Annotated in this window: 23 protein-coding genes; 17 read left to right on the top strand and 6 right to left on the bottom strand. The window is 40.1% G+C overall.

Annotated elements, in window-relative coordinates:
• The first annotated feature begins 28 nt into the window (after positions 1 to 28).
• The 4 genes from FEZ08_RS00505 (at position 29) to rpsR (ending at position 1,718) form a co-directional block, all read left to right on the top strand.
• Positions 29 to 514 (top strand): DUF5946 family protein, encoded by a 486-nt coding sequence (locus FEZ08_RS00505; RefSeq protein ID WP_138189741.1) that lies wholly within the window; start codon positions 29 to 31, stop codon positions 512 to 514.
• Between the two features lie 150 nt (positions 515 to 664).
• Positions 665 to 952, top strand: coding sequence for a 30S ribosomal protein S6 (rpsF, locus tag FEZ08_RS00500; RefSeq protein WP_138189740.1), 288 nt, complete (start codon positions 665 to 667; stop codon positions 950 to 952).
• Between the two features lie 18 nt (positions 953 to 970).
• Positions 971 to 1,447 (top strand): single-stranded DNA-binding protein, encoded by a 477-nt coding sequence (gene ssb / locus FEZ08_RS00495; RefSeq protein ID WP_138189739.1) that lies wholly within the window; start codon positions 971 to 973, stop codon positions 1,445 to 1,447.
• A 46-nt stretch (positions 1,448 to 1,493) separates the two neighbouring features.
• Positions 1,494 to 1,718: a 30S ribosomal protein S18 gene (gene rpsR, locus FEZ08_RS00490; protein WP_138189738.1), complete on the top strand. Its 225-nt coding sequence runs from the start codon at positions 1,494 to 1,496 to the stop codon at positions 1,716 to 1,718.
• A gap of 45 nt (positions 1,719 to 1,763) precedes the next feature.
• Here rpsR and FEZ08_RS00485 read toward each other — a convergent pair whose 3' ends face one another.
• Positions 1,764 to 2,309 carry a CDP-alcohol phosphatidyltransferase family protein gene (locus tag FEZ08_RS00485; protein ID WP_138189737.1) on the bottom strand — a complete coding sequence of 182 codons (546 nt, stop codon included), beginning with the start codon at positions 2,307 to 2,309 and terminating at the stop codon, positions 1,764 to 1,766.
• Positions 2,310 to 2,441: 132 nt separating this feature from the next.
• On the opposite strand from FEZ08_RS00485, the gene FEZ08_RS00480 reads away from it, so the two are divergent.
• From FEZ08_RS00480 to FEZ08_RS00470, 3 genes are all read left to right on the top strand, one after another.
• Complete coding sequence (locus FEZ08_RS00480) at positions 2,442 to 3,104, top strand: beta/alpha barrel domain-containing protein (protein ID WP_138190120.1); 663 nt, start codon at positions 2,442 to 2,444, stop codon at positions 3,102 to 3,104.
• An 18-nt stretch (positions 3,105 to 3,122) separates the two neighbouring features.
• Complete coding sequence (locus FEZ08_RS00475) at positions 3,123 to 3,788, top strand: SGNH/GDSL hydrolase family protein (RefSeq protein WP_138189736.1); 666 nt, start codon at positions 3,123 to 3,125, stop codon at positions 3,786 to 3,788.
• A 135-nt stretch (positions 3,789 to 3,923) separates the two neighbouring features.
• On the top strand, positions 3,924 to 4,997 hold the full coding sequence (locus FEZ08_RS00470) for a lysylphosphatidylglycerol synthase transmembrane domain-containing protein (protein WP_171014854.1): 1,074 nt from the start codon (positions 3,924 to 3,926) through the stop codon (positions 4,995 to 4,997).
• Between the two features lie 47 nt (positions 4,998 to 5,044).
• On the opposite strand, the gene FEZ08_RS00465 is transcribed toward FEZ08_RS00470, so the two are convergent.
• Positions 5,045 to 5,710: an NAD(P)H-dependent oxidoreductase gene (locus FEZ08_RS00465; RefSeq protein ID WP_138189734.1), complete on the bottom strand. Its 666-nt coding sequence runs from the start codon at positions 5,708 to 5,710 to the stop codon at positions 5,045 to 5,047.
• Positions 5,711 to 5,903: 193 nt separating this feature from the next.
• Between FEZ08_RS00465 and FEZ08_RS00460 the strand changes: the two genes are divergently transcribed.
• Positions 5,904 to 6,218 carry a winged helix-turn-helix transcriptional regulator gene (locus FEZ08_RS00460; RefSeq protein WP_138189733.1) on the top strand — a complete coding sequence of 105 codons (315 nt, stop codon included), beginning with the start codon at positions 5,904 to 5,906 and terminating at the stop codon, positions 6,216 to 6,218.
• Between the two features lie 42 nt (positions 6,219 to 6,260).
• Here FEZ08_RS00460 and FEZ08_RS00455 read toward each other — a convergent pair whose 3' ends face one another.
• The 3 genes from FEZ08_RS00455 to FEZ08_RS00445 form a co-directional block, all read right to left on the bottom strand.
• On the bottom strand, positions 6,261 to 7,118 hold the full coding sequence (locus FEZ08_RS00455; protein WP_138189732.1) for an undecaprenyl-diphosphate phosphatase: 858 nt from the start codon (positions 7,116 to 7,118) through the stop codon (positions 6,261 to 6,263).
• A 76-nt stretch (positions 7,119 to 7,194) separates the two neighbouring features.
• Positions 7,195 to 8,202: a tryptophan--tRNA ligase gene (trpS, locus tag FEZ08_RS00450; RefSeq protein WP_138189731.1), complete on the bottom strand. Its 1,008-nt coding sequence runs from the start codon at positions 8,200 to 8,202 to the stop codon at positions 7,195 to 7,197.
• 15 nt (positions 8,203 to 8,217) lie between these two features.
• The gene (locus FEZ08_RS00445) at positions 8,218 to 8,589 is read right to left on the bottom strand and encodes a DUF3899 domain-containing protein (RefSeq protein WP_138189730.1); all 372 of its coding nucleotides are present in this window, start codon (positions 8,587 to 8,589) and stop codon (positions 8,218 to 8,220) included.
• 123 nt (positions 8,590 to 8,712) lie between these two features.
• Between FEZ08_RS00445 and FEZ08_RS00440 the strand changes: the two genes are divergently transcribed.
• From FEZ08_RS00440 to FEZ08_RS00400, 9 genes are all read left to right on the top strand, one after another.
• Positions 8,713 to 9,849, top strand: coding sequence for an NADH-dependent flavin oxidoreductase (locus FEZ08_RS00440; protein WP_138189729.1), 1,137 nt, complete (start codon positions 8,713 to 8,715; stop codon positions 9,847 to 9,849).
• 204 nt (positions 9,850 to 10,053) lie between these two features.
• Complete coding sequence (ftsE, locus tag FEZ08_RS00435; protein WP_138189728.1) at positions 10,054 to 10,746, top strand: cell division ATP-binding protein FtsE; 693 nt, start codon at positions 10,054 to 10,056, stop codon at positions 10,744 to 10,746.
• On the top strand, positions 10,733 to 11,623 hold the full coding sequence (gene ftsX / locus FEZ08_RS00430) for a permease-like cell division protein FtsX (protein ID WP_171014853.1): 891 nt from the start codon (positions 10,733 to 10,735) through the stop codon (positions 11,621 to 11,623). The genes ftsE and ftsX overlap by 14 nt, the downstream gene beginning before the upstream one ends.
• A gap of 56 nt (positions 11,624 to 11,679) precedes the next feature.
• On the top strand, positions 11,680 to 12,867 hold the full coding sequence (locus tag FEZ08_RS00425) for a murein hydrolase activator EnvC family protein (protein WP_138189726.1): 1,188 nt from the start codon (positions 11,680 to 11,682) through the stop codon (positions 12,865 to 12,867).
• A gap of 16 nt (positions 12,868 to 12,883) precedes the next feature.
• Positions 12,884 to 14,278: a S41 family peptidase gene (locus tag FEZ08_RS00420; protein WP_138189725.1), complete on the top strand. Its 1,395-nt coding sequence runs from the start codon at positions 12,884 to 12,886 to the stop codon at positions 14,276 to 14,278.
• A gap of 171 nt (positions 14,279 to 14,449) precedes the next feature.
• A complete protein-coding gene (locus FEZ08_RS00415; protein ID WP_138189724.1) occupies positions 14,450 to 16,003 on the top strand; it encodes a leucine-rich repeat domain-containing protein in 1,554 nt (517 codons plus the stop codon).
• A 133-nt stretch (positions 16,004 to 16,136) separates the two neighbouring features.
• Positions 16,137 to 17,120 (top strand): serine hydrolase domain-containing protein, encoded by a 984-nt coding sequence (locus tag FEZ08_RS00410; RefSeq protein WP_138190119.1) that lies wholly within the window; start codon positions 16,137 to 16,139, stop codon positions 17,118 to 17,120.
• Between the two features lie 195 nt (positions 17,121 to 17,315).
• Complete coding sequence (gene uvrB / locus FEZ08_RS00405) at positions 17,316 to 19,283, top strand: excinuclease ABC subunit UvrB (RefSeq protein WP_138189723.1); 1,968 nt, start codon at positions 17,316 to 17,318, stop codon at positions 19,281 to 19,283.
• 67 nt (positions 19,284 to 19,350) lie between these two features.
• Positions 19,351 to 19,914 (top strand): methyltransferase family protein, encoded by a 564-nt coding sequence (locus FEZ08_RS00400; protein WP_138189722.1) that lies wholly within the window; start codon positions 19,351 to 19,353, stop codon positions 19,912 to 19,914.
• Between the two features lie 67 nt (positions 19,915 to 19,981).
• Here the strand turns inward: FEZ08_RS00400 and FEZ08_RS00395 are convergent, their stop codons facing one another.
• Positions 19,982 to 20,230 (bottom strand): hypothetical protein, encoded by a 249-nt coding sequence (locus FEZ08_RS00395; protein WP_138189721.1) that lies wholly within the window; start codon positions 20,228 to 20,230, stop codon positions 19,982 to 19,984.
• Positions 20,231 to 20,455 lie beyond the last annotated feature (225 nt).

Genomic DNA, 20,455 nt, shown 5'->3' with positions numbered 1-20,455 from the left:
ATTCAAAAAAAAGAAAGAAGGAACTCATATGGCGTTGAAAGTTGATTATGCCGGGTTTGGTGTTGATATTTGTCTTGTCTGTGGCTTAGTTGTTGCCGAGGGCGAGGAAGGCTGCCGTCATTTGTATGAGCAAATGCTAGCGTCGGATTTTCTGGCTGGTGACAATGAGAAGTACAAAGCGGTCATGAGTGCAGCTTACAAATTGATGCATCCGGACTATTATTGTGTGAATGATGCAGATTTTGCGACATTATTGTTGCCGCTGGCGTTAAGTGAAAGTCACAACCTTAGCAATGAGACATTGGCTAAGGTTGAACTGTTTGTTGCAAATCTCAAAGATATGCCAAAATTCAAGGCGCCAATTTTCCGTGGTTATAATCCGTTGCGGGAGTTGGAAGCTGAGACCGACCAGCAAGAGTTTATTGATACGATTTTGGATTGGGGCGAGGAAGTGTACGATACTTATGTTGAGGCCCATGATACAGTTAGTCAGTTATTGAAAGAAATGTTATAAAAGCGCCACTTGGCGCTTTTTTTTCATAAGGCAGATAATAAATTTTGCATTTACTTTTAAGGGGAGAAGTGATACAATATATTCCGAGTGATTTTAATAATTACTCCTTGCCCGGGAACGGGCCGATAGACCATAAGGAGGTGTAGTGTGATGCATAAATATGAAATTATGTATATTGTTCGTCCTGATTTAGAGGCTGAGGCAACTGAAGCAGTGATCGAATCATTTAACAACACTTTAGAAACTCAAGGTGCGACAGTTGAAAAAACTGACAAATGGGGATTACGTGAATTAGCGTATGACATCCAAAAGCATTCTAAAGGGTACTATGTTGTTTTAAATGTTGAAGCTCCAGGAGCTGCAATTGATGAATTTACACGTTTAGCGCGTATCAGTGAAGACATTATTCGTTTTATCACGATTCGCGACGATGAGTAGTTAGGTGATGATGTAATTATGATGAATCGAGTAACTTTAGTAGGTCGTTTAACACGCGATCCAGAACTTCGATACACACCTAGCGGTGTAGCGGTAGCGACTTTCAGTCTTGCCGTTAATCGTACGTTTACTAACCAAAGCGGAGAGCGCGAAGCTGATTTCGTTCCATGTGTTGTTTGGAGAAAACAAGCAGAAAACGTATCAAATTATGTGCATAAAGGATCTTTAGTTGGCGTTGACGGTCGTTTACAAACGCGTTCGTACGATGCTCAAGATGGTTCTAAACGTTTTGTTATGGAAGTTGTTTGCGATAGCGTACAATTCCTTGAACCAAAAGGTTCTAATGCTGGCGGTGGCAACCGTGACAACGCTTATGATTATGGAGCGCCGAGCTATGATGCCGGACCTTCATCAAACAATGGCGGCGGAGCTGCTGACAGTTTTGAAAAACCAACCCAAACATTCGATATTTCGGATGATGATTTACCATTCTAATTATTTGGAATTATAATTCCAGATGATGTAAAAAGGAGGAACAACGATGCGTCCAAGAAGACAAAGACGTCGTAAGGTATGTTACTTTACTTCAAATAAAATTGAAAAAATCGATTTTAAAGATGCGGAATTATTGAAACGTTTTGTTTCAGAACGTGGAAAAATTTTACCTCGTCGTGTTACCGGAACATGTGCTAAATATCAACGTGAATTAACGATTGCTATTAAACGCGCACGCCAAATGGCATTACTTCCTTATGTAACTGACTAATGAAGAATTTTTAAACGGCGGGAGAGCTGAGCTCTCCCGCCGTTTTTATTTTCCCCCAAAAAGACTTTTAGTATCAGCATTATAGGTTGTCATTTTTTGCAAGATTAGCATTTCTTCCAGAGCAGATAGAAGTGCAGTAGCACCTAAAATAATGACCGGAATATCTGGAAAATAGTTGATTAAAACTCCAATCGGCAGAATTAGGAAGAGTAGTAAGCCACTGATTTTGTTACCAATAGTATGAAACATACCCCATTGTTTAAATTTGATTTTAGTAATAACTAGGTTAGCTATGCGAATAAGGAAGATGACTATGAAGCAAATGATGACATATAGTGGAAATTGCAGCTGGAATTTAATGATAAATAGAAGTATTGAAGTTACAAAGAAGATAAAATCAGCAATGCTATCAAGTTTTGCACCAAAGGCTGAGGAAAGCTTATAGCGGCGGGCAATATAGCCATCCAGAATGTCGCTGATACCACAACAAATATATATAAAAATAAAAACCCAGGTATCTTGAATGAAGAAAAATAAGGCGATAGTCAAAAATATCCGCAAAAGAGTTATACAATTGGGAATTTGTTTCATAGCAACACCTCTTTTTATTTAGTATAACAAAGATGCTGCCATTTAGATAACAATTTTGTTAGTAGTGAAGTAAGTTATAGACAGTCTTTGCATCGATAAGTTATACTTAAGGTAATGGAAGGGTGTGATGGTATGGCTTTTGTACCAAATATAAAGAGTCCGTTACGGCAGAAAATTGTTGAAGTTCCCGAGATTATTCAGGAAGCAGGGGGAATTAAGCTTTTCGGTAAACATATTCGGTCGTTGATTTTTACTACTGATGTTTCAATTATTGCTAACTGCAATGCAGATGGCTTGATTGCGGTATATCCTTTTACACCGACAATTGCGATTTCGCAGATGATGATTCAGGCATCGCCGATGCCGGTGTTTTGTGGTGTTGGCGGCGGTTTAACCAGCGGTCAGCAGGCATATGATATTGCTTTGGATGCTGAGTTACATGGTGCATATGGGGTGGTGCTGAATGCACCGACACCAAATGAGTTGATTAAGAAAATCAGCGATCGGCTGGATATTCCGGTTGTGATTACTGTGGTTTCAGCGAAGGAAGATATTGAGGCGCGGCTGCGAAGCGGAGCGCAAATCTTTAATGTTTCCGGCGGAGCAAAGACGGCAGAGATTGTTCGCGAAATTCGCAAACATAGTCAGGAAATTGCAATCATCGCGACCGGAGGTCCGACAGATGAGTCGATTCGTGAAACTATTGAGGCCGGAGCAAATGTAATTACTTATACACCGCCGACCAGTGCCGAGCTTTTTGCAGAGATTATGAAAAAGTACCGGGCGAATTTGTAGAAAGTAAGGATTGATAGAATGAATGTTGTTAAACCAGGTTATTTTGGTTATGATTATACTGATGCAAAACGTGATCAATTTGATCAGCGCAACGAGTATTTGCTGGCAAATAATACTCAAGTAGATATATTGTTTTATGGTGATTCAATTACTGAAGCCTTTCTGATTACTGCTTATGAATATCTGGGAACAGTTGTCAACAGTGGAATTGGTGGTGACCGAACTGTTTATATGCGTAAACGGTTTGAGGCCGACGCTTTGCAATTAAATCCAAATAAAGTTATTCTTCTTGGCGGCATCAATGATGTACAAGCCTGGCTACGTGGGGAAGAATATGTCGGCTACGATGCTGATGGCATCGTAGCCGAGGTGACAGCAAATATTATTGAAATGGCGGATATGGTTTTAGGCGCCGGGAATCAGGTTTTGGTTGCCAGTGTTCTGCCTATAAAACGTCCGCCGGAAAAGTTAATTGATAATGAGTTGGCTGCGGTGATTATTCGCCGAATTAATAGTGTTTTGCGAGACTATACTGAAGTGAGTGGTGCCGATTTCGTTGATTATTATTCGGCTTTTGTTGATAGACCATCAGGAATGTTGATAGAAAGTTACGCAAGTGATGGCTTACATCCCAATGAAACAGGCTATAAGATTATGATTGATATATTGAATAAGCACATCTAAGATGTGCTTTTTTATTGGGAAGAATTCTTAAAAACGCCCGGCTTTGGCTGGGCGCTTTTTACGATATAAATAATATTATGTTTAGCAGTGGATTTCTGATATAATAAGAGAAGAATATTATGGAGGCTTAGTTGCTTGAAGAAAAAATCTATATTTAAAAATTCAACATTTTGGAGTCTCGTTTTTGTTGCAGTAATAACCGGGATTACGGTTTGGTATGTTTTGAAAGATGACACTGCTGAGAAGTTGTTGCAGTTGCAGCAGGTTAATCTTTTATGGGTGGCGGCAGCTATGTCGCTAGTTGTGTTTTGGTGGTTTGCCGAAGCAGTTGTCATTAAGCGAATCGGGAAAATTCAAGGTGTTAAATATCGTTATATGGACGCGGTATTTGCAACAATTATCGGACAATTTTATAGTTTAGCAACGCCGGCAGCAACCGGTGGCGATTTTTTACAAACTTATTATATGAATAAACAAGGGGTCAAGTTGAGCAGTGCTATTTCTATGGTGACGGTGAACTTAATTTTGTATGTAGCATCACTATTAGCAATGTCATTTGTTTCAGCTTTGATTTCTTATCCGTTTTTCAGTAGCTATGTTCCGGGATTAGATGCTTTTTTAGTTATTGGGTTCGGGAGTACCTTACTTGTTTACGTGACAATGTTAACTTGTGCATTGTCAGAAAAACTGCATGGCGTTATCATAGGCTTGCTTAGTACTATTTTGAAGAAAATAAATGCTGAAAAAAGTGAAAAGTGGATTGTTAATATTTCACTTGGTATTGGTGAGTTCCGTGAAGGTATTCAACTAATTGGCAAGCATCGGATGGCGCATTTCAAGATTTTCTTGTTTAACTGTGGACGGATGATTATTTTCAACTTCCTGCCTATTTTTGTTGCTTTGGCATTTGGTATGGAGCTGAATATATGGATGTGGATTTATGCAACTTGCGGTAGCATTCTTATCGCACTGATTACATCATTTATCCCTATTCCCGGAGCGACCGGCGGGAGCGAAGTATTGTTCACGCTTATCTACTCATTTATTTTCAGCAGTGATGCTTTGGGTCCGGGACTTTTGCTTTGGCGTAGCGGGCAGTTCTACTTCACAATTATCGTTGGTGGTTTGGTGACGGTTATCTACTCATTGTATATCCGCAGAAAAAGCAGTAACTCAGAAGTTGTTGAAGAACTTGAGGCTATTGAATAATTTTGTATAAAATGAAAACACGTGATTGCTTTAGCAATCACGTGTTTTTAAATTTCCTCGAAAATATCAGTAAGCGGCTGACGAACTTTAATTGGTTGCTCTTCAGCGCGATATCCAAAGCTTACCATGTAGGCAATTCCATATGTTTCACGATCGAGAATGTTTTTCTCAGCGAGATAGCTTTCGGCCGCTTCGCGATTAAAGCCTTCAATAGGGCAGCTATCAATACCAAGCGCAGCAGCAGTTGTCATCATATTCGCTAAAGGGATGTATGCTTGTTTGCTGGTCCAATCAAATAATGTCCGTTTATTTTCCAATAACTCGAAATCATTTTGCTGGAAGTTTTGGAAAAATGTTTGTTGTTGATTGAATGCTTCACCATCAATGTCATATCCTTTAATATCTTTCATAATGTGTTTCACATAGGGTGAGAATGCTTTGACATCTTTTCTTGCTAATACAATTAAAAAGTGGCTGGCACCATCAAGACTGCGAAGTGCTCCCCATGAAAATGGACGCAAATCATTTTTTATAGTTTCATCATTTATTAGTAAAAACTTCCAAGGCTCAAGCCCGAATGAGCTTGGTGAAAGTCTTGCTGTTTCAATAATATATTGAAAATCTTCAGGGCTAATTTTTTTATTTGGATCAAATTGTTTGCAAGCGTAACGATAGTTGTGAGCTTGCATAATAGTTTCAATGGTTGTTGACATACTTATTTCCTCCTTAAGTCTATACTTGTATGGTAACATGAAAGCGTGATGCCGTGAAGTACGCAAATTTTATGCCAATATGGCAGGAAGTTAGGCTTAGGGCAGAATTGTATACTATTGCCATTGTCAATAATGATACATTTATGTATAATAATTATATATAGGATAAAAAGTATACTGAAAGAGTGATAATATGCAAACAGAAATATGTCCGGTGCAAACAACGGTACAGTTAATCAGCGGTAAGTGGAAGCCGGTAATTATTTACCACCTCTTATATGGAAAGTTGCGTTTTGGTGAGTTGCAAAAGAAAATATCCGGCATTACCCAGCGCTCATTAACTTTGCAATTACGTGAACTTGAAGATGACGGTATGATATCGCGAACCATCTATCCGGAGATTCCCCCGAAGGTTGAGTATGAGCTTACTGAGACTGGTATGTCGATGAAAGATATTATTCATGCAATGTGCGATTGGGGACAAACTTATCAGCAAACTCATAAATAAAAACCCGAGTCCTTGGACTCGGGTTTTTACTAGTTTTTTCAATTAATCAGCAACACTGCTCACGATTTGGAAGATGTTAAGCATTGCCAGAATGAAAGTATAGATTGCGAAATATGTCAGTTTTTGCTTTTTCACGATGAAGAGCAAGAACTTAAATGCAAAGTAGGTTCCGATGAGTGATGCAAAGAAAGCGATGATGTAAGGCACTATCATACCACTTGGAATCAGTACGCCGGTTTTAATTGCTTTAATAGCGGCAAGTACAACATTCGCTCCCAAAACAGTTGGGATAAATAAGAAGAATGAGTAGTCGATAGCTGTTTCGCGATCAAATTTTCGGAAGAGTCCGGCAACCAGTGTTGTCCCTGAACGGCTTACACCGGGAATTAATGCCAATACTTGTGAACCACCGATAAAGATAGCATCCATTAAAGTGATTTTACTTTCAGTTTTTGGCGATGGTACTTTAATGTGGTCAGAAGCAACCAAGAGAATGGTTGTAATCAGATACCCGATACCAACAATGATTGTGCTGCCACTGAATAGCTCATCAATAAAGAGCAATGAGATAGCCGCGAAGAAAGCAAAGATGACGAAAGAAACTAAAAGCAACGATGTGTAGCGAGCGAAAGAACGCTCACGTTTATCTTTTTTCACTACGTAACCATAAGTACCAACTAAGATGTGCTTTATTTTTTCGCGGTAAATCCATACAATTGCAATCAATGAAGCAAGATGGACAATTGCCAAGAAGAAGACCATATCAGCTTCACCAACCGGTGCGCCAAAGAAATTGTTAAACATTACCACGTGTCCCTTTGAAGAAACCGGTAATGGTTCAGTAATCCCTTGGGCTAAACCAAGAATCAAATACTGAAGATATTGCCAAATAGTATCCATGTCATTTTTCCTCCTAATAGTAGGTTAGTCACTTGTTGCATCTATTGTTTGCCAAAATGTTTATCAACATTTTAGATTACTTACGATTTAAACCAACTTTTTTATAAACTTTTTTCATATTCTTAGTTGCGATTGGTTGAACCGCTGCCGCACCTTCATCAAGAATGGCATCAACAAGTTCGGGGTTTTCTTGATAGTAGCGGAATTTTTCTTGAATTGGCGTTAATGCTTCAACGATGCACTCACCAACAGTCTGTTTGAACGTTCCATAATTGCTATCAGCAAATTCAGCAACACTGGCATCAATGCTTTGGTTTTTCAAAACACTGTAGATTGTTAATAGGTTACTGATACCGGCTTTATTGACCGGGTCATAAGCAACGATACCTTCGGAATCAGTGACCGCACTTTTAATTTTTTTAATAATAGTTGCTGGTTCATCTAATAATAGAATGTATCCTTTGGCATTTTCATCAGACTTGCTCATCTTTTTAGTCGGATCTTGCAGTGACATAATTCGTGCCCCGACTTCAGGGGTATAGTCTTCAGGAATAACAAAAGTTTCTCCGTGTTGATGATTGAAACGGCCGGCAATATCCCGGGTTATTTCAACATGTTGTTTTTGGTCTTCACCAACCGGAACAACATCTGGATTATATAATAAGATGTCTGCTGCCATCAAGACTGGATAGCAGAACAAGCCGCTGCCAATCGCTCCTGATTTTGCTTTTTGTTCAGCGGACTTGTCTTTAAATTGGGTCATGCGTTCAAGTTCACCCATATTAGTATGGCACTGCAAAACCCAAGATAACATACTGTGCTCAGCAATCTCAGATTGTAAAAATAATTTTGTTTTTGCCGGGTCTAAACCGCAAGCGAGATAAACCATAACGATTTCGCGGACCAGCCGGCGTAATCGCACCGGATCCTGCGGCGTAGTTAAAGCATGTAAATCAGCGACGAAAACAAACATTTCAAATTCATCTTGCATCTTTACAAAGTTGCTGATGGCACCAATATAATTTCCTAGCGTCATTTCTCCGGTAGGTTTAATTCCGGATACGACTCTTTTTTTCGTTGTCATAAATAAATCCTCCAGTTATCTCGTGTAGACGAGTATAATACTTATAATAATGTAGGCAAGACCAGTGAGAATCAGTGGTAACATTAACCAATGTTTACGCGATGCTTGGTAGCCTTCTTCAAATTGTGCTTCATATTTTGGATTGAGTTGGACACCCCAACTGGTTTTTCCATATTCATCAGTTGATCGACCAAATTTATGTTTGCGTTCGATATGATTATAGCGCATAAAAAGAAGCAGTCCGATAATCAGAAAAACAATTCCGCAAATAAAAAGTTGGTCGTAAAGCCAGGAGAGATTTTGGGTAACAATCGCCATGATGCCAAATGCGGCGATTGGCAATCCGGCAAGAGCGGTGGTGATAATAATTTTTACTGTCTTGTTCATGTCAAAATCCTCCTTTTAATACTGTGCTTAGTATACCGAATTTTTGTTGCAGTGTCAAAGTGTCGGGCAGTAGTGATAAGCATTTTTTGTGATATAATTATAGAGTATGTGAGGAGGTATTTTATGAACGCGAAATATCAAAAATTATTTGAACCAATCACTTTACCTAATGGTGAGACGATTAAAAATCGGGTGGTCATCGCACCGATGACCACCGAATCGGCAAATCCCGATGGCACAGTGTCTGATGCTGAGCTGAGTTATTATGCAGCTAGAGCAAATGGTGTGGGCATGTTTATTACAGCGTGTATTGCCGTTTCACCTAACGGAATTACTTTTCCAGGCCAATTTGTTGGCTTCGATGAGCGGCAGTTGCCACGATTACGGTTGTTGGCAGAAACGATTAAGCGCGGTGGCGGTAAAGCGATTTTGCAGATGCAACATGGCGGGCGGCAGTGTCCGCCGGATTTAATTGATGGTGATGTAGTTTCAAGCGGGACGGTAGGTAATCCGCGCAATGTTGATGCAGCCGGAAATATGGTGGTGCCAAGGGAATTAAGCGATGCCGAAATTCGTGCTATTATCAAAGATTTTGGCCGGGTGACTAGCATGGCGATTGATGCTGGATTTGATGGCGTTGAGATTCATGGTGCTAATACATATTTGATTCAGCAGTTTTTCTCGCCGCTGACAAATACTCGTTCGGATTTATGGGGTGGCAGTATTGATAAACGCATGACATTTCCATTGCAGATTGTTAATGAGGTTCAGGCAGTTATTCGGCAAGCGAAACGACGTGATTTTATTGTTGGTTATCGTTTTTCACCGGAAGAATTTGAAACGCCGGGCATTCGTTTTGATGAGACTTTGCAATTAGTTGACCGGTTAGCAGGATATAATTTGGATTACTTGCATGTGTCGATGGCACAGGTGGATTTCCATCCGCGAATGGAAGCAACAAGCCAAGCGGCGATGGTGACACAGTTGCATGATATTATTGATGGGCGTGTACCTTTGGTTGCTGTTGGTTCTATTTTTACTCCTGAACAGGCAATGCATGCTTTAACACTTGGTGCTGATTTTGCCGCACTTGGCCGGGTGGCTGTTATTGATCCGGATTGGATTGCTAAGGTTGATGCTGGCCGGGAGGATGAGATTGTGCAAACATTCGATGCTGAAGGTGCTGATGCAACGGCGGTTCCGGAGTTGATGCGAGACTGGATTCTGGCCAAGCCGGGGTGGTTTCCTGGTACTGAATAGAATTTGGGAAAAGGACGGGCGTTTATCGCCCGTCCTTTTTTTCGGAGTTTATCAGGGAGTTTTATGAGAAAAAGTGATTTCTGCACATTTTAAAAAGGTTTTTCATATTTATGATTTATGTTATAATGATTGAAGATATGTCACTGGGGTGATGGTATCGGTATTTTAAGAACTTCGTCAACGAAAGAAGGTTAAGAAGTAGTTATGATTCAGTTAGCGAATGTGACAAAAGTTTATAATAAGAATATGCATGCCTTGAACAACATTAGCGTTACTATTAACGATGGTGAGTTCGTTTATGTGGTGGGTCATTCTGGTGCCGGAAAGTCAACGTTTATTCGTCTTTTGTATCGTGAAGAAAAATCGACAAAAGGTGATGTTATTGTTAATGGCAAGAATGTTTCTAAAATCCGCAACAGCAAGGTGCCTTTATATCGACGCACGATTGGCGTTGTGTTCCAGGATTTCAAACTTCTGCAAAACCGGACTGCGTTTGAAAACGTAGCCTTTGCTTTAGAGGTTCATGGTGAAAAGAGTTCTGATATTCGCCGCAAGGTGAGAGATGCTTTGGAAGTTGTTGGTTTGAAAGGTAAAGCTAAACAATTGCCGCATCAACTTTCTGGTGGTGAACAGCAGCGGGTTGCAATTGCCCGGGCGATTGTCAACCGTCCTTCTATATTAATAGCCGATGAGCCGACTGGAAACTTGGATCCAGTGACTTCTCGCAGTATTATGGATGTTCTTGAAGCAATCAATCAAATGGGAACAACCGTAGTTATGGCTACACATGATGTGCATTTAGTAAATGAGATGCCTAAACGGACATTAACATTTAATAACGGAACTATTTATAGTGATGTTACTGAGGGAGGGTATTTCGTTGATGAGAGTCTTTAGAATGTTAGGGCGTCAGATTATCGACGCATTTAAAAATATTTTCCGCCAAGGCTGGATGTCGTTTTCGGCAATCTTATCAGTAGCAGTTACTTTGTTCTTAACGAGCTTAGTAGTAGTTTTATTGATTAATATTACATATATTACTAATGCAATGGAACAAGATATTGCTATTTATGTATCATTGGATAAAGAAATTACAACAAATCAAGCAGCAGAGATGCAACAAGAAATTAAACAAATTCCTAACGTGGTATCGGTAGCTTATCAAAGTGAAGACCAAGAGCTGGATGATTTAATTAAATATTATGGTGAAGACGGGAAAATCTTTGAGGATTATCGCGAGACCAATCCATTGAAGAAAACTTTTACCATTAAACTTGATGATTCAAAAGATTATCAAACAGTTATTAATGCTGTTAAAAATATTGATGGTGTTTATGAAGTCAAATATCAAACTGAGACTGCAGAGAAAATCTTTGCTGTCTTCGGTACTATTCAATATGTTGGTGTGGGCTTAAGTGCAGTTGTTGGGATTGTTGCGTTAATATTAATTTCCAATACAATCAGAATTACCATTATTGCGCGTCGGGTTGAAATTGAGATTATGCGTCTTGTAGGGGCATCGAACTGGTTTATTCGAACGCCATTTATCCTTGAAGGGATTTTTATAGGTATTATTGGTGCCGCTATTCCGATTGGTTTAGTATTAGGTGGCTATTATTACTTCTTCGACAGTATTCAGGCAAGCATGACAATATTTGCTTTCGCACCATTCGAGGTTATAGCTTTACCAGTTACAGTTTTCGTTGGCGCATTAGGGGTTGCCATCGGATTTATCGGAAGTCTATTGCCGGTTGGTAAATTCTTGAAGAAATAGTAGGGCAAAAAGTTAGGACACGCACAAGTAAAAGTGGAAAGAGAATTTGGAGGTCCATGATGAAAGTACGTAAAAAAGTAGAGTTTAGTGTATTATCAATTGTATTGATGCTCGGTGTATTCGCCGGAATCAGTAGTTTTAATCCAATGCCGGTTGCTGCATGTGATTCGGCGGCGGAATGTCAGGCAGAATATGATCGGATTCAAGCGGAGCGCGAAGCCAATCAGCAAAAGCTTGATGGCTATAAAAATGACTATGAAGGAATTACTGAGAAGATTAGAATCTTGGAGAATGGAATTAGTCAAACTAAAGAACAAATTGCAGTTATCGAGTCTACAATTACAACATTGCAAAATGAGATTGCCACATTAGAGGCTGAAATTGAAGCAAAGCATGAAATTATTCGTGATCGCATGAGTTCAATGCAACTGGCCAATAAGGGAAATCAATATCTCGATTTTATTTTAAATGCCAGTTCACTAACTGATGTTATTCACCGCAGCGAGGCAGTTTCGCAGATTACTGGAGCCGATAAGGAATTGATTCGTGAGATTAATGAGAAACGGCTTGCAGTTGAGACCAAGAAAGCTGAGCAAGAAACCAAGCGTGCTGATTTGACAACAAAGCAGGCTGACTTGGAAGCACAATATGCAACTCAAGATGGATTGCGGGCAGAGATGGTTAGCTTAATTGCAGCCGCTGAAGCACATGATGCCAATCTTGAGCAAAGTGAACAGGATATTCAAAACCAGTTAGATGAGTTTAATAATGGCGTGCCATCAACTTCTTATTTTAGTTTACCAACACCTACAGGTGTGGTAACTTGTGAGTTTGGTTGTTATAGTGGTCATATTGGTACTGACATTGGTGGTTTAGGATATGGTACGCCAATCCTTTCTATCGGTAATGGTCGAGTACTGGAAACTTTATCTGGTTGTTCGCAAGGCAGTGGTACAAGTTACTGCGGCGGTGGATATGGTAACTATGTAGTTGTTGGTTATATTGTTGACGGTACGTCATATGTCGCAATGTATGCTCATCTGCAGTCACCGGCGGTCAGTCGCGGGGATGTTGTTTCCCAAGGCCAGACGATTGGTTATTCCGGATTTTCTGGTTTAGGAACCGGACCGCATTTACATTTAGAAATTTTGAAAAACATAGAATACTTTCCAGGAGATAAGGGCATTCGGTATCAATACGTTATTAATACCCGTGATGTGATAAGTTATCCTGGCGCATGGTAACATATGGAGGAACGAAATGAATAAAAAACGGTTTAACGCCTATACATTAGTATTAGTAGCGCTAGTAGCAATCTTAGTAAGTGTATTAGGTACAACGACAATCATGTCTGCTTTCAATACCGTACAGTATGACAGCATGGCAAAATTTGAACAGGCATTAGCGCTTATCCGCCAAAATGCATTAGCAGTACCCGATCAAGATAAATTAATTGACGGTGCTATTAAAGGATTAACTGAAAGCCTCGATGATCCGCATTCAACGTATTTTACGAAAAGTGAAGCTGACGAATTCAGACAAAGTCTGAGTTCATCATTCGACGGTATTGGCGTTCGGTTGCTCATTGTAGCTGGCGAACCGGTTATCACCGAAGTATTTCCGGGTTCACCGGCAGAAACTGCTGGGATGAAAGTGAACGATGTTATTGTCAGCGTTGACGGTAACAAAGTGAGCGGCGACAACTCGCAAGAAGTTGTCGATCAATTAACCGGAAAAAAAGGAACAACAGTAAAAGTAGATGTTCGCCGCGGTGACGCGAGCGAAACGTTATCAATTACTCGTGATGCGATTACGGTTGAAGCAGCTGAGACTAAGGTAATTACCAGTGGTGATAAGAAAATCGGTTATATTGTTTTAGATTCATTTACAGAAGATGCCGGCACTCAATATTTGGCTGCTTTGGAATCATTGCAAAATGAAGGTGTTAGCGGGGTTATTGTTGATTTACGTAATAATGGCGGCGGTTATGTTTCGTCAGTTTCAACAATCTTAGATAAAACCGTCAGTGATACTAAACCATATGTGCAGACAGTTGATAAAGATGGACGCACGGTAACTAAGTTTTCTTCAATCAGTGAAAGCCCGATTAAAGATGTTGTTGTTGTGGTAAACGAAAATACTGCATCAGCATCAGAAATTATGACGGCAGCTTATCGCGAGATTGAAGGATTTAAAGTTGTTGGTACCAAAACTTATGGTAAAGGTACTGCCCAAAATACTTTTGATCTTATTGATGGCAGCCAGTTAAAATTGACTATTGAAAAATGGTTAACTCCGGACGGAAACTGGATTAATGAAAAAGGAATTACTCCTGATGTTGTGCAACAAGCAACTCAGCCATATTTAATTCCATATATTTCTACTGATAAAGTATACCAACTTGGTGATACTGGATATCCGGTAAGTTACATGCAACATTTGTTGAAATTCTACGGATACCAAATTGGTTATGATGCCCAGTTTGATGAAGAGACTGAAGCGGGAATTAAAAAATTCCAAGCGGATAATGGTCTTGAGCAAACCGGGAAAATGGATTTTGATACGGTACAAACAATGAACGAAAAGAATCGTGCTTACCGTGAAAACCAAAACAACGATACTCAATTGCAAAAAGCTATTGAACAATTTAATTAAGCAGAGTAAATGCGGCGGGCCCAAGGCCCGCCGCATTTTAACTTCTTCAAAAAGAAAGTGAAAGAGTTTCAAAGCTCAGTAAAACGTGTTATACTGTCAGTGTGTTTTGTGGGGGCATAAAACATGGTTTCCTTAATATAGGGTAAAATAAGGTGCGGGGGCGCAAGTTTTATGAAAAAAATCAGAATAATAATGAGTTGCATGAGTTTAATCGTGCTTTTTAGTTTAACAATCATGCCGATAAATCATGTGGTTGTGTCTGCTGAAGATGCAGTAGCACCACCGGCGGCGATTAGTGCAATCTTTCCTGATCCGGTAGTTGCTGAGTATATTAGAAATGATTTGGGAATGAGTAGTGTCGATGATATGGTTACACAGGCACAGCTTGATACAATTAGCACAATTTATTTAAATAATTCAGGTGTTACTAGTATTACTGGATTTGAATATTTGCATAATATTAGTTTTGTTTTGCTTAACGGAAATCAAATTAGCGACTTAGGCCCATTGTCTGGATTAACGCAAATAGATGACCTGGGATTTTCAGGAAATCAAATTAGTGATATTAGTCCACTGGCAGGTTTTATGGATATGGAGACCTTAGCTTTAGAGAACAATCAGATTAGTGATATTAGTGTTTTAGCGTCAATGACTCATCTTGTGAATCTTTATCTTTCTGGGAATCAGATTAGTAATATCAGTGCACTAAACAACAAAACTGAGCTATCGGTTTTAACTTTAGATAACAATCAGGTGAGTGACATAAGTGTTATTGCATCGATGCCAGAACTTTGGACATTGCAGCTTGATAATAATATTATCAGTGATGTTGCTCCAATTGCCGGTTTGAGCAAATTGGACTGGGTTTCGCTAAGCGGGAATCAAATTAGTGATGTCAGTGCGTTGTCAGGGACACCCAATTTACAGTATTTATTGCTTGATAATAATCAACTTGGAGATGTTAATGGCTTAATCAATTTGCCCAAACTTATTGAGTTGGATGCAAATGGAAATGCAATTACTGATATTAGTGGGGTTACTAATTTTCCTGCTTTAAAATGGTTGCTCTTAAATGATAATCAAATTAGTGATCTTACACCGTTGAGTAGCAGTACACAATTGACTGGTGTGGAACTTAACAATAATCTAATTAGCGATTTGAGTCCGTTGACTGGATTGTCCGGACTAGCCTGGTTAGAAGCGGAACATAATCAAATTTCAGATGTTGCTCCAATTGCCGGATTGACGCAATTAACCGGAGTATTGCTATCAGGCAACCGCATTAGCGACATTAGCCCGCTAGCAGGTTTGCAGTTGTATGATGTTTCCTTGGCGAATCAAGAAATTGTCCTGCCAACAATTCCTTACCGCTCGGAGTTAAGCATTACTAATGGTGTTCTGGACACCGCCGGACAAGCAGTTGCTCCGGCAACAATTAGCAATGGCGGCAGTTATGCGGCGCCGGATGTTATTTGGCAATTGCCGAATCTGGTGGATAGTGTTAACTATACATTCTCGCAGGATGTTACTATCGGATTTGCAAGCGGAACTTTTTCGGGAACGGTCATCCAGCCATTGAGCTCGGTGCCGGAACCAGAGCCAAGTGATTCCAGTGACAATAATATTGTTTTGCCGACGACCGGGAGTAATGAGATGACGGTATTATTTGGTGGCGTAGTGTTGATTGTATTGGGTATGGCTATTGTTAGAGTGATGAAGCAATAATTTTAATCATAAGAAAATTTTTAAAACCTCCGGTGTTTATCACCGGAGGTTTTATTTGTGGTTTTTCAATAAAGTCTTGAAATCAATTTTTAATGATATTATGCTTACAGGAGGAAGCGAGGTAATTTTTTTTATGGAGAAGCAAGAATTACATGATTTTATATGTACCACACAACCTAATATATGCCAGATTGTTGCCTATAAAGATGGGAAGGAAGTTTATTCAGATGAATGGAATAGTTATAAAAAAGATGACACGTGTCACGTAATGTCGGCAACAAAGAGTGTTGTAGCTTTACTTATTGGGATAGCCTTAGATCAAGGATTGATTAAAAGTATTCATGATAAAGTATTGGATTATTTTCCAGAGTATAAAGTGAAACGTGGTGAAAAAACAATATATGATATAACCATTAAACACTTGCTTACAATGCAAGCGCCATATAAATGTAAGGGTGATCCTTGGACGAAAGTGTGTTCAAGTGATGATTGGACGAAAACATCATTAGATCTATTAGGCGGAAGGAAAGGTTTGAGCGGCGAATTTAATTATCAAACAGTATGCTTGCATATATTGACAGCTTTACTATATGAGGCAAGTGAGATGACAACTGTTGATTTTGCTAACAAGTATCTATTTATTCCTATCGGAGCAGCAGAACATACCAATTATTATGCGGAAACAGCCGAGGAACATAAACAATTCACTATGGGAAAAGATCCTAAAACAAACATTTGGTTTTGTGATCCTACAAATATTGGCACAGCAGGGTATGGATTGTGTTTATCAGCAATTGATATGGCGAAAATTGGCGAATTGTGCTTAAATAAGGGTATTTATAAAGATAAACAAATTGTATCGTCTGAATGGATAGCGGAAATGATTGCACCAACAAGTGACTCTTTAGAACTGTATCAAAATATGAAGTATGGCTATTTGTGGTGGATATTAGATTCTAAAAAAGAGGTGTATTCAGCGATAGGTAATAGTGGAAATATTATTTATATTGATTCGGAAAACAATCTTGTTGTCGCTATCACCTCTTACTTTAAACCCACAATATTTGATAGGGTAGATTTTGCGGAAGAATATATTAAACCATTTATTCTAAAATAATATAAGTTCAGAAAGATTATTCTTATAAGTGATAGGGCTCACCTTTGTTTTCTTTCAATATTATGAAATTCGTCCAAGTTTCGTGATGCTGACCACTTCATGACCATCTTTCGACCGATAGTATGGTATAATAATAGGGCAGTCTTTTAGCAGTTAAAAGGCACCCTATTTTTTATTGGATGGGAGTTTTGTGATATGGACCAATTTAAAATTCATGCACCGTTTGAGCCGGCTGGTGATCAGCCGCAGGCGATTGAGAAGCTGGCGGCCGGAATTGAAGCCGGAGCCCGCGGGCAAGTGTTGCTTGGTGCCACCGGTACCGGGAAAACTTATACGATGGCTCAGGTTATTCAGAAGGTAAACCGGCCAACGCTGGTTATTGCGCATAACAAGACTTTGGCGGGGCAGTTATATAGTGAGTTGAAAGAATTCTTTCCGGAGAATGCAGTAGAATACTTTGTCAGTTATTTCGACTATTATCAACCGGAAGCTTATATGCCAAGTACGGATACGTTTATCGAGAAGGACGCGCAGCGGAATGCTGAGGTTGAACGTTTGCGTTATTCAGCGACGGCAGCATTGCTGGAACGTCGCGATGTTATTGTTGTCGCATCAGTGTCTTGTATATATGGGGCTGGGAGTCCGGAGATGTATAATGAGCAGCGGTTATCGCTGCGAGTGGGGCAAGAGGTTGACCGCCAGGAAATTATCCGCAAGCTTGTGGATATTCAGTATAAGCGTAATGATATGGACTTCGCTCGCGGCACCTTCCGTGTCCGCGGTGATGTTCTTGAGATTATTCCCATCTGGGAAAGTGAGAGTGCGGTTCGGGTTGAGTTCTTTGGTGATGAGATTGAGCGGATTACCGAGGTTGATATTTTGACCGGTGAAGTGAAGTTGTCACTACCGCATACTTTGATTTTTCCGGCGAGTCACTTTGTTACTAAGAAGGAGATTCTTGATATTGCAATTGAACGGATTCGCGATGAATTACAGGCACGTCTAAAAGTTTTACACGAAGAGAATAAGTTGCTTGAAGCGCAACGTTTGGAGCAGCGAACCAGTTATGATTTGGAAATGATGCAGGAGATGGGATTCTGTTCAGGGATTGAAAACTATTCGCGTCATTTGAGTTTACGTGATGAAGGGGAAACCCCTTATACATTGATTGATTATTTTCCGGAAGATTTCTTGACAGTTATTGATGAGTCGCACGTTACCGTTTCACAGGTTCGCGGAATGTATAATGGTGACCGCGCGCGTAAAACAGTGTTAGTTGATTATGGTTTCCGTTTGCCATCGGCACTTGATAACCGGCCGCTTAACTTTGAAGAGTTTGAAAATATAACTAAACAAGTTGTTTATGTATCGGCGACACCGGGCGACTATGAGCTGGAACGATATGGCGATCATGTTGTTCAGCAAATCATCCGTCCAACCGGACTTTTGGACCCGGAAGTAGAAGTGCGTCCGTCCAAAGATCAGATTGACGATTTGATTGATGAAATCCGGAAACGAGTTGCCCGCAATGAGCGGACCCTCGTTACAACAATTACTATTCGGATGTCAGAAGACCTAACAAAGTACCTAAAAGACCTAGGATTAAAAGTTGCCTACCTGCATTCAGAAATCAAAACCTTAGAGCGGATTTCAATTATTCGTGATTTACGGCTTGGTAAGTATGATGTGCTTGTCGGCATTAACTTGCTCCGGGAAGGTTTAGATATTCCCGAGGTATCATTAATTGCGATTCTTGATGCTGATAAAGAAGGGTTCTTACGTTCAAGTCGTTCGCTGATTCAGATTATTGGTCGGGCGGCACGTAACGAGCATGGGAAAGTTATTATGTATGGTGATAAGATTACTGATTCAATGCGCTATGCAATTGATGAAACTGAACGTCGCCGTAAAATTCAACAAGACTTCAACACCGAACATGGTATTGTACCAAAAACAATTATCAAAGATATCCGCGATAATATCAGTCTCGGTGAAGAGGTTGAAGGTGAAAATGCTCGCGGTGTAGATAAGATGAGCCGCAAAGATAAGATAAAACTTATTGAGCGCATTGAGAAAGAAATGAAAGATGCAGCCAGCCGGCTTGACTTCGAGACTGCGGCTGACTTGCGTGATGCTAAATTAGAAGTTGAAGCATCACTGTGATTTATATAATGCCCCTTAGGCGGCAACCGGCCGGTTGCCGCCTGAGTTGCTTAGAAAGCGTGATTATATGCAAGGATATTTTGCGATTGGTGCCTTAGTGCTATTAATTGGTTTGGTTTTATTTCGGGCCCGGCAATTGAAGCGCCTTGATATTACTGCTTTTCAATTTGGCAAGCTGGATAAAAAGGATTTCCTGATTCCACCATTTGTTCTGCTATTTTTCTATCTGATTATTGCTAACACTTTTCAGTTGCCGGGAGCCGGTACGCTGATTATTGATAATACAATTGCGGGCTGGGTTGGTGTCGCGCTCTGTGTGGCGGCACCGATAGTGTTTTTCTGGGGAATGATTTCCTTTGGCAAAAGTTTTCGGGTCGGTATTGATATGGATACGCCGGGACAGCTTGTTATCAGTGGCGCATTTGCTTTTAGCCGCAATCCCCTGTATCTGGCATTCTTCATGATATTGTTTGGTATCCTGATTATTTTTCCGTTGTGGATATTTCTTGCGTATTTTGTAGGTGGCTTATGGCTGATTGATCGTCAGGTTAACCTTGAGGAAAACGCGCTGCGAACAATTTATGGAACGGAATACGATGCATACTGCAGAAAAGTAAAACGTTATTTTTGAGTGAAAATGCCGGGCTTTGGCCCGACATAAAAAACCGCGAGGGTTTAGCCCTCGCGGTTTTTCCTTTTTACTTAGAATGTTTAAAATAGCGGATTGTCGCAATCAAAATGATAATGCCGGAAATACCGCCAACTACACAACCGCCAATAATGACATAATTAATCAGCGGCATTGGCTTATCGCGATTGCTGTTATCAACCGCGCTCACTAACGGCGCCGTCCCGAGTCCGGTCGCCGCCTGCACTGGCTTTGCACCGGTAAAGGCCAGGGTGAAACTCAAGCACACAATTGTAAGTACCACAAATAATTTCTTCATAACCAGTCACCTATCCTTACTTCAATTATAAAAAGAAACCGCCTTACAGTACAGGAACACTATTGTAAGGTAGGCGTAAGTTTTTTGGGGGAAAAGTAAGAACCGCCTGGCACCATCAGTGCCAGGCGGTTCAAAATATTTATAAAAGTTAAAAGAGATAGGGTGTCTATGAAGAATTATTATCGAACTTTACAGACTGTTGAGAAGCGCCCGCAATTCCATAAA

Origin of the sequence: Culicoidibacter larvae, assembly GCF_005771635.1 — a bacterium.
GTDB lineage: Bacteria > Bacillota_I > Bacilli_A > Culicoidibacterales > Culicoidibacteraceae > Culicoidibacter > Culicoidibacter larvae.
This window is presented reverse-complemented; position numbering and strand designations above follow the sequence as displayed.

What these genes read in the sequence shown, in the direction of transcription:
- FEZ08_RS00440 (WP_138189729.1), top strand. Translation starts at nt 8,713, where the DNA reads ATGAACGCGAAATATCAAAAATTATTTGAACCAATCACTTTACCTAAT.
- FEZ08_RS00410 (WP_138190119.1), top strand. Translation starts at nt 16,137, where the DNA reads ATGGAGAAGCAAGAATTACATGATTTTATATGTACCACACAACCTAAT.
- FEZ08_RS00445 (WP_138189730.1), bottom strand. Translation starts at nt 8,589, where the DNA reads ATGAACAAGACAGTAAAAATTATTATCACCACCGCTCTTGCCGGATTG.
- FEZ08_RS00460 (WP_138189733.1), top strand. Translation starts at nt 5,904, where the DNA reads ATGCAAACAGAAATATGTCCGGTGCAAACAACGGTACAGTTAATCAGC.
- FEZ08_RS00485 (WP_138189737.1), bottom strand. Translation starts at nt 2,309, where the DNA reads ATGAAACAAATTCCCAATTGTATAACTCTTTTGCGGATATTTTTGACT.
- rpsR (WP_138189738.1), top strand. Translation starts at nt 1,494, where the DNA reads ATGCGTCCAAGAAGACAAAGACGTCGTAAGGTATGTTACTTTACTTCA.
- ftsE (WP_138189728.1), top strand. Translation starts at nt 10,054, where the DNA reads ATGATTCAGTTAGCGAATGTGACAAAAGTTTATAATAAGAATATGCAT.
- trpS (WP_138189731.1), bottom strand. Translation starts at nt 8,202, where the DNA reads ATGACAACGAAAAAAAGAGTCGTATCCGGAATTAAACCTACCGGAGAA.
- FEZ08_RS00480 (WP_138190120.1), top strand. Translation starts at nt 2,442, where the DNA reads ATGGCTTTTGTACCAAATATAAAGAGTCCGTTACGGCAGAAAATTGTT.
- FEZ08_RS00505 (WP_138189741.1), top strand. Translation starts at nt 29, where the DNA reads ATGGCGTTGAAAGTTGATTATGCCGGGTTTGGTGTTGATATTTGTCTT.
- FEZ08_RS00420 (WP_138189725.1), top strand. Translation starts at nt 12,884, where the DNA reads ATGAATAAAAAACGGTTTAACGCCTATACATTAGTATTAGTAGCGCTA.
- FEZ08_RS00425 (WP_138189726.1), top strand. Translation starts at nt 11,680, where the DNA reads ATGATGAAAGTACGTAAAAAAGTAGAGTTTAGTGTATTATCAATTGTA.
- FEZ08_RS00415 (WP_138189724.1), top strand. Translation starts at nt 14,450, where the DNA reads ATGAAAAAAATCAGAATAATAATGAGTTGCATGAGTTTAATCGTGCTT.
- ssb (WP_138189739.1), top strand. Translation starts at nt 971, where the DNA reads ATGATGAATCGAGTAACTTTAGTAGGTCGTTTAACACGCGATCCAGAA.
- FEZ08_RS00465 (WP_138189734.1), bottom strand. Translation starts at nt 5,710, where the DNA reads ATGTCAACAACCATTGAAACTATTATGCAAGCTCACAACTATCGTTAC.
- rpsF (WP_138189740.1), top strand. Translation starts at nt 665, where the DNA reads ATGCATAAATATGAAATTATGTATATTGTTCGTCCTGATTTAGAGGCT.
- FEZ08_RS00400 (WP_138189722.1), top strand. Translation starts at nt 19,351, where the DNA reads ATGCAAGGATATTTTGCGATTGGTGCCTTAGTGCTATTAATTGGTTTG.
- FEZ08_RS00455 (WP_138189732.1), bottom strand. Translation starts at nt 7,118, where the DNA reads ATGGATACTATTTGGCAATATCTTCAGTATTTGATTCTTGGTTTAGCC.
- FEZ08_RS00395 (WP_138189721.1), bottom strand. Translation starts at nt 20,230, where the DNA reads ATGAAGAAATTATTTGTGGTACTTACAATTGTGTGCTTGAGTTTCACC.
- FEZ08_RS00475 (WP_138189736.1), top strand. Translation starts at nt 3,123, where the DNA reads ATGAATGTTGTTAAACCAGGTTATTTTGGTTATGATTATACTGATGCA.
- uvrB (WP_138189723.1), top strand. Translation starts at nt 17,316, where the DNA reads ATGGACCAATTTAAAATTCATGCACCGTTTGAGCCGGCTGGTGATCAG.
- ftsX (WP_171014853.1), top strand. Translation starts at nt 10,733, where the DNA reads ATGAGAGTCTTTAGAATGTTAGGGCGTCAGATTATCGACGCATTTAAA.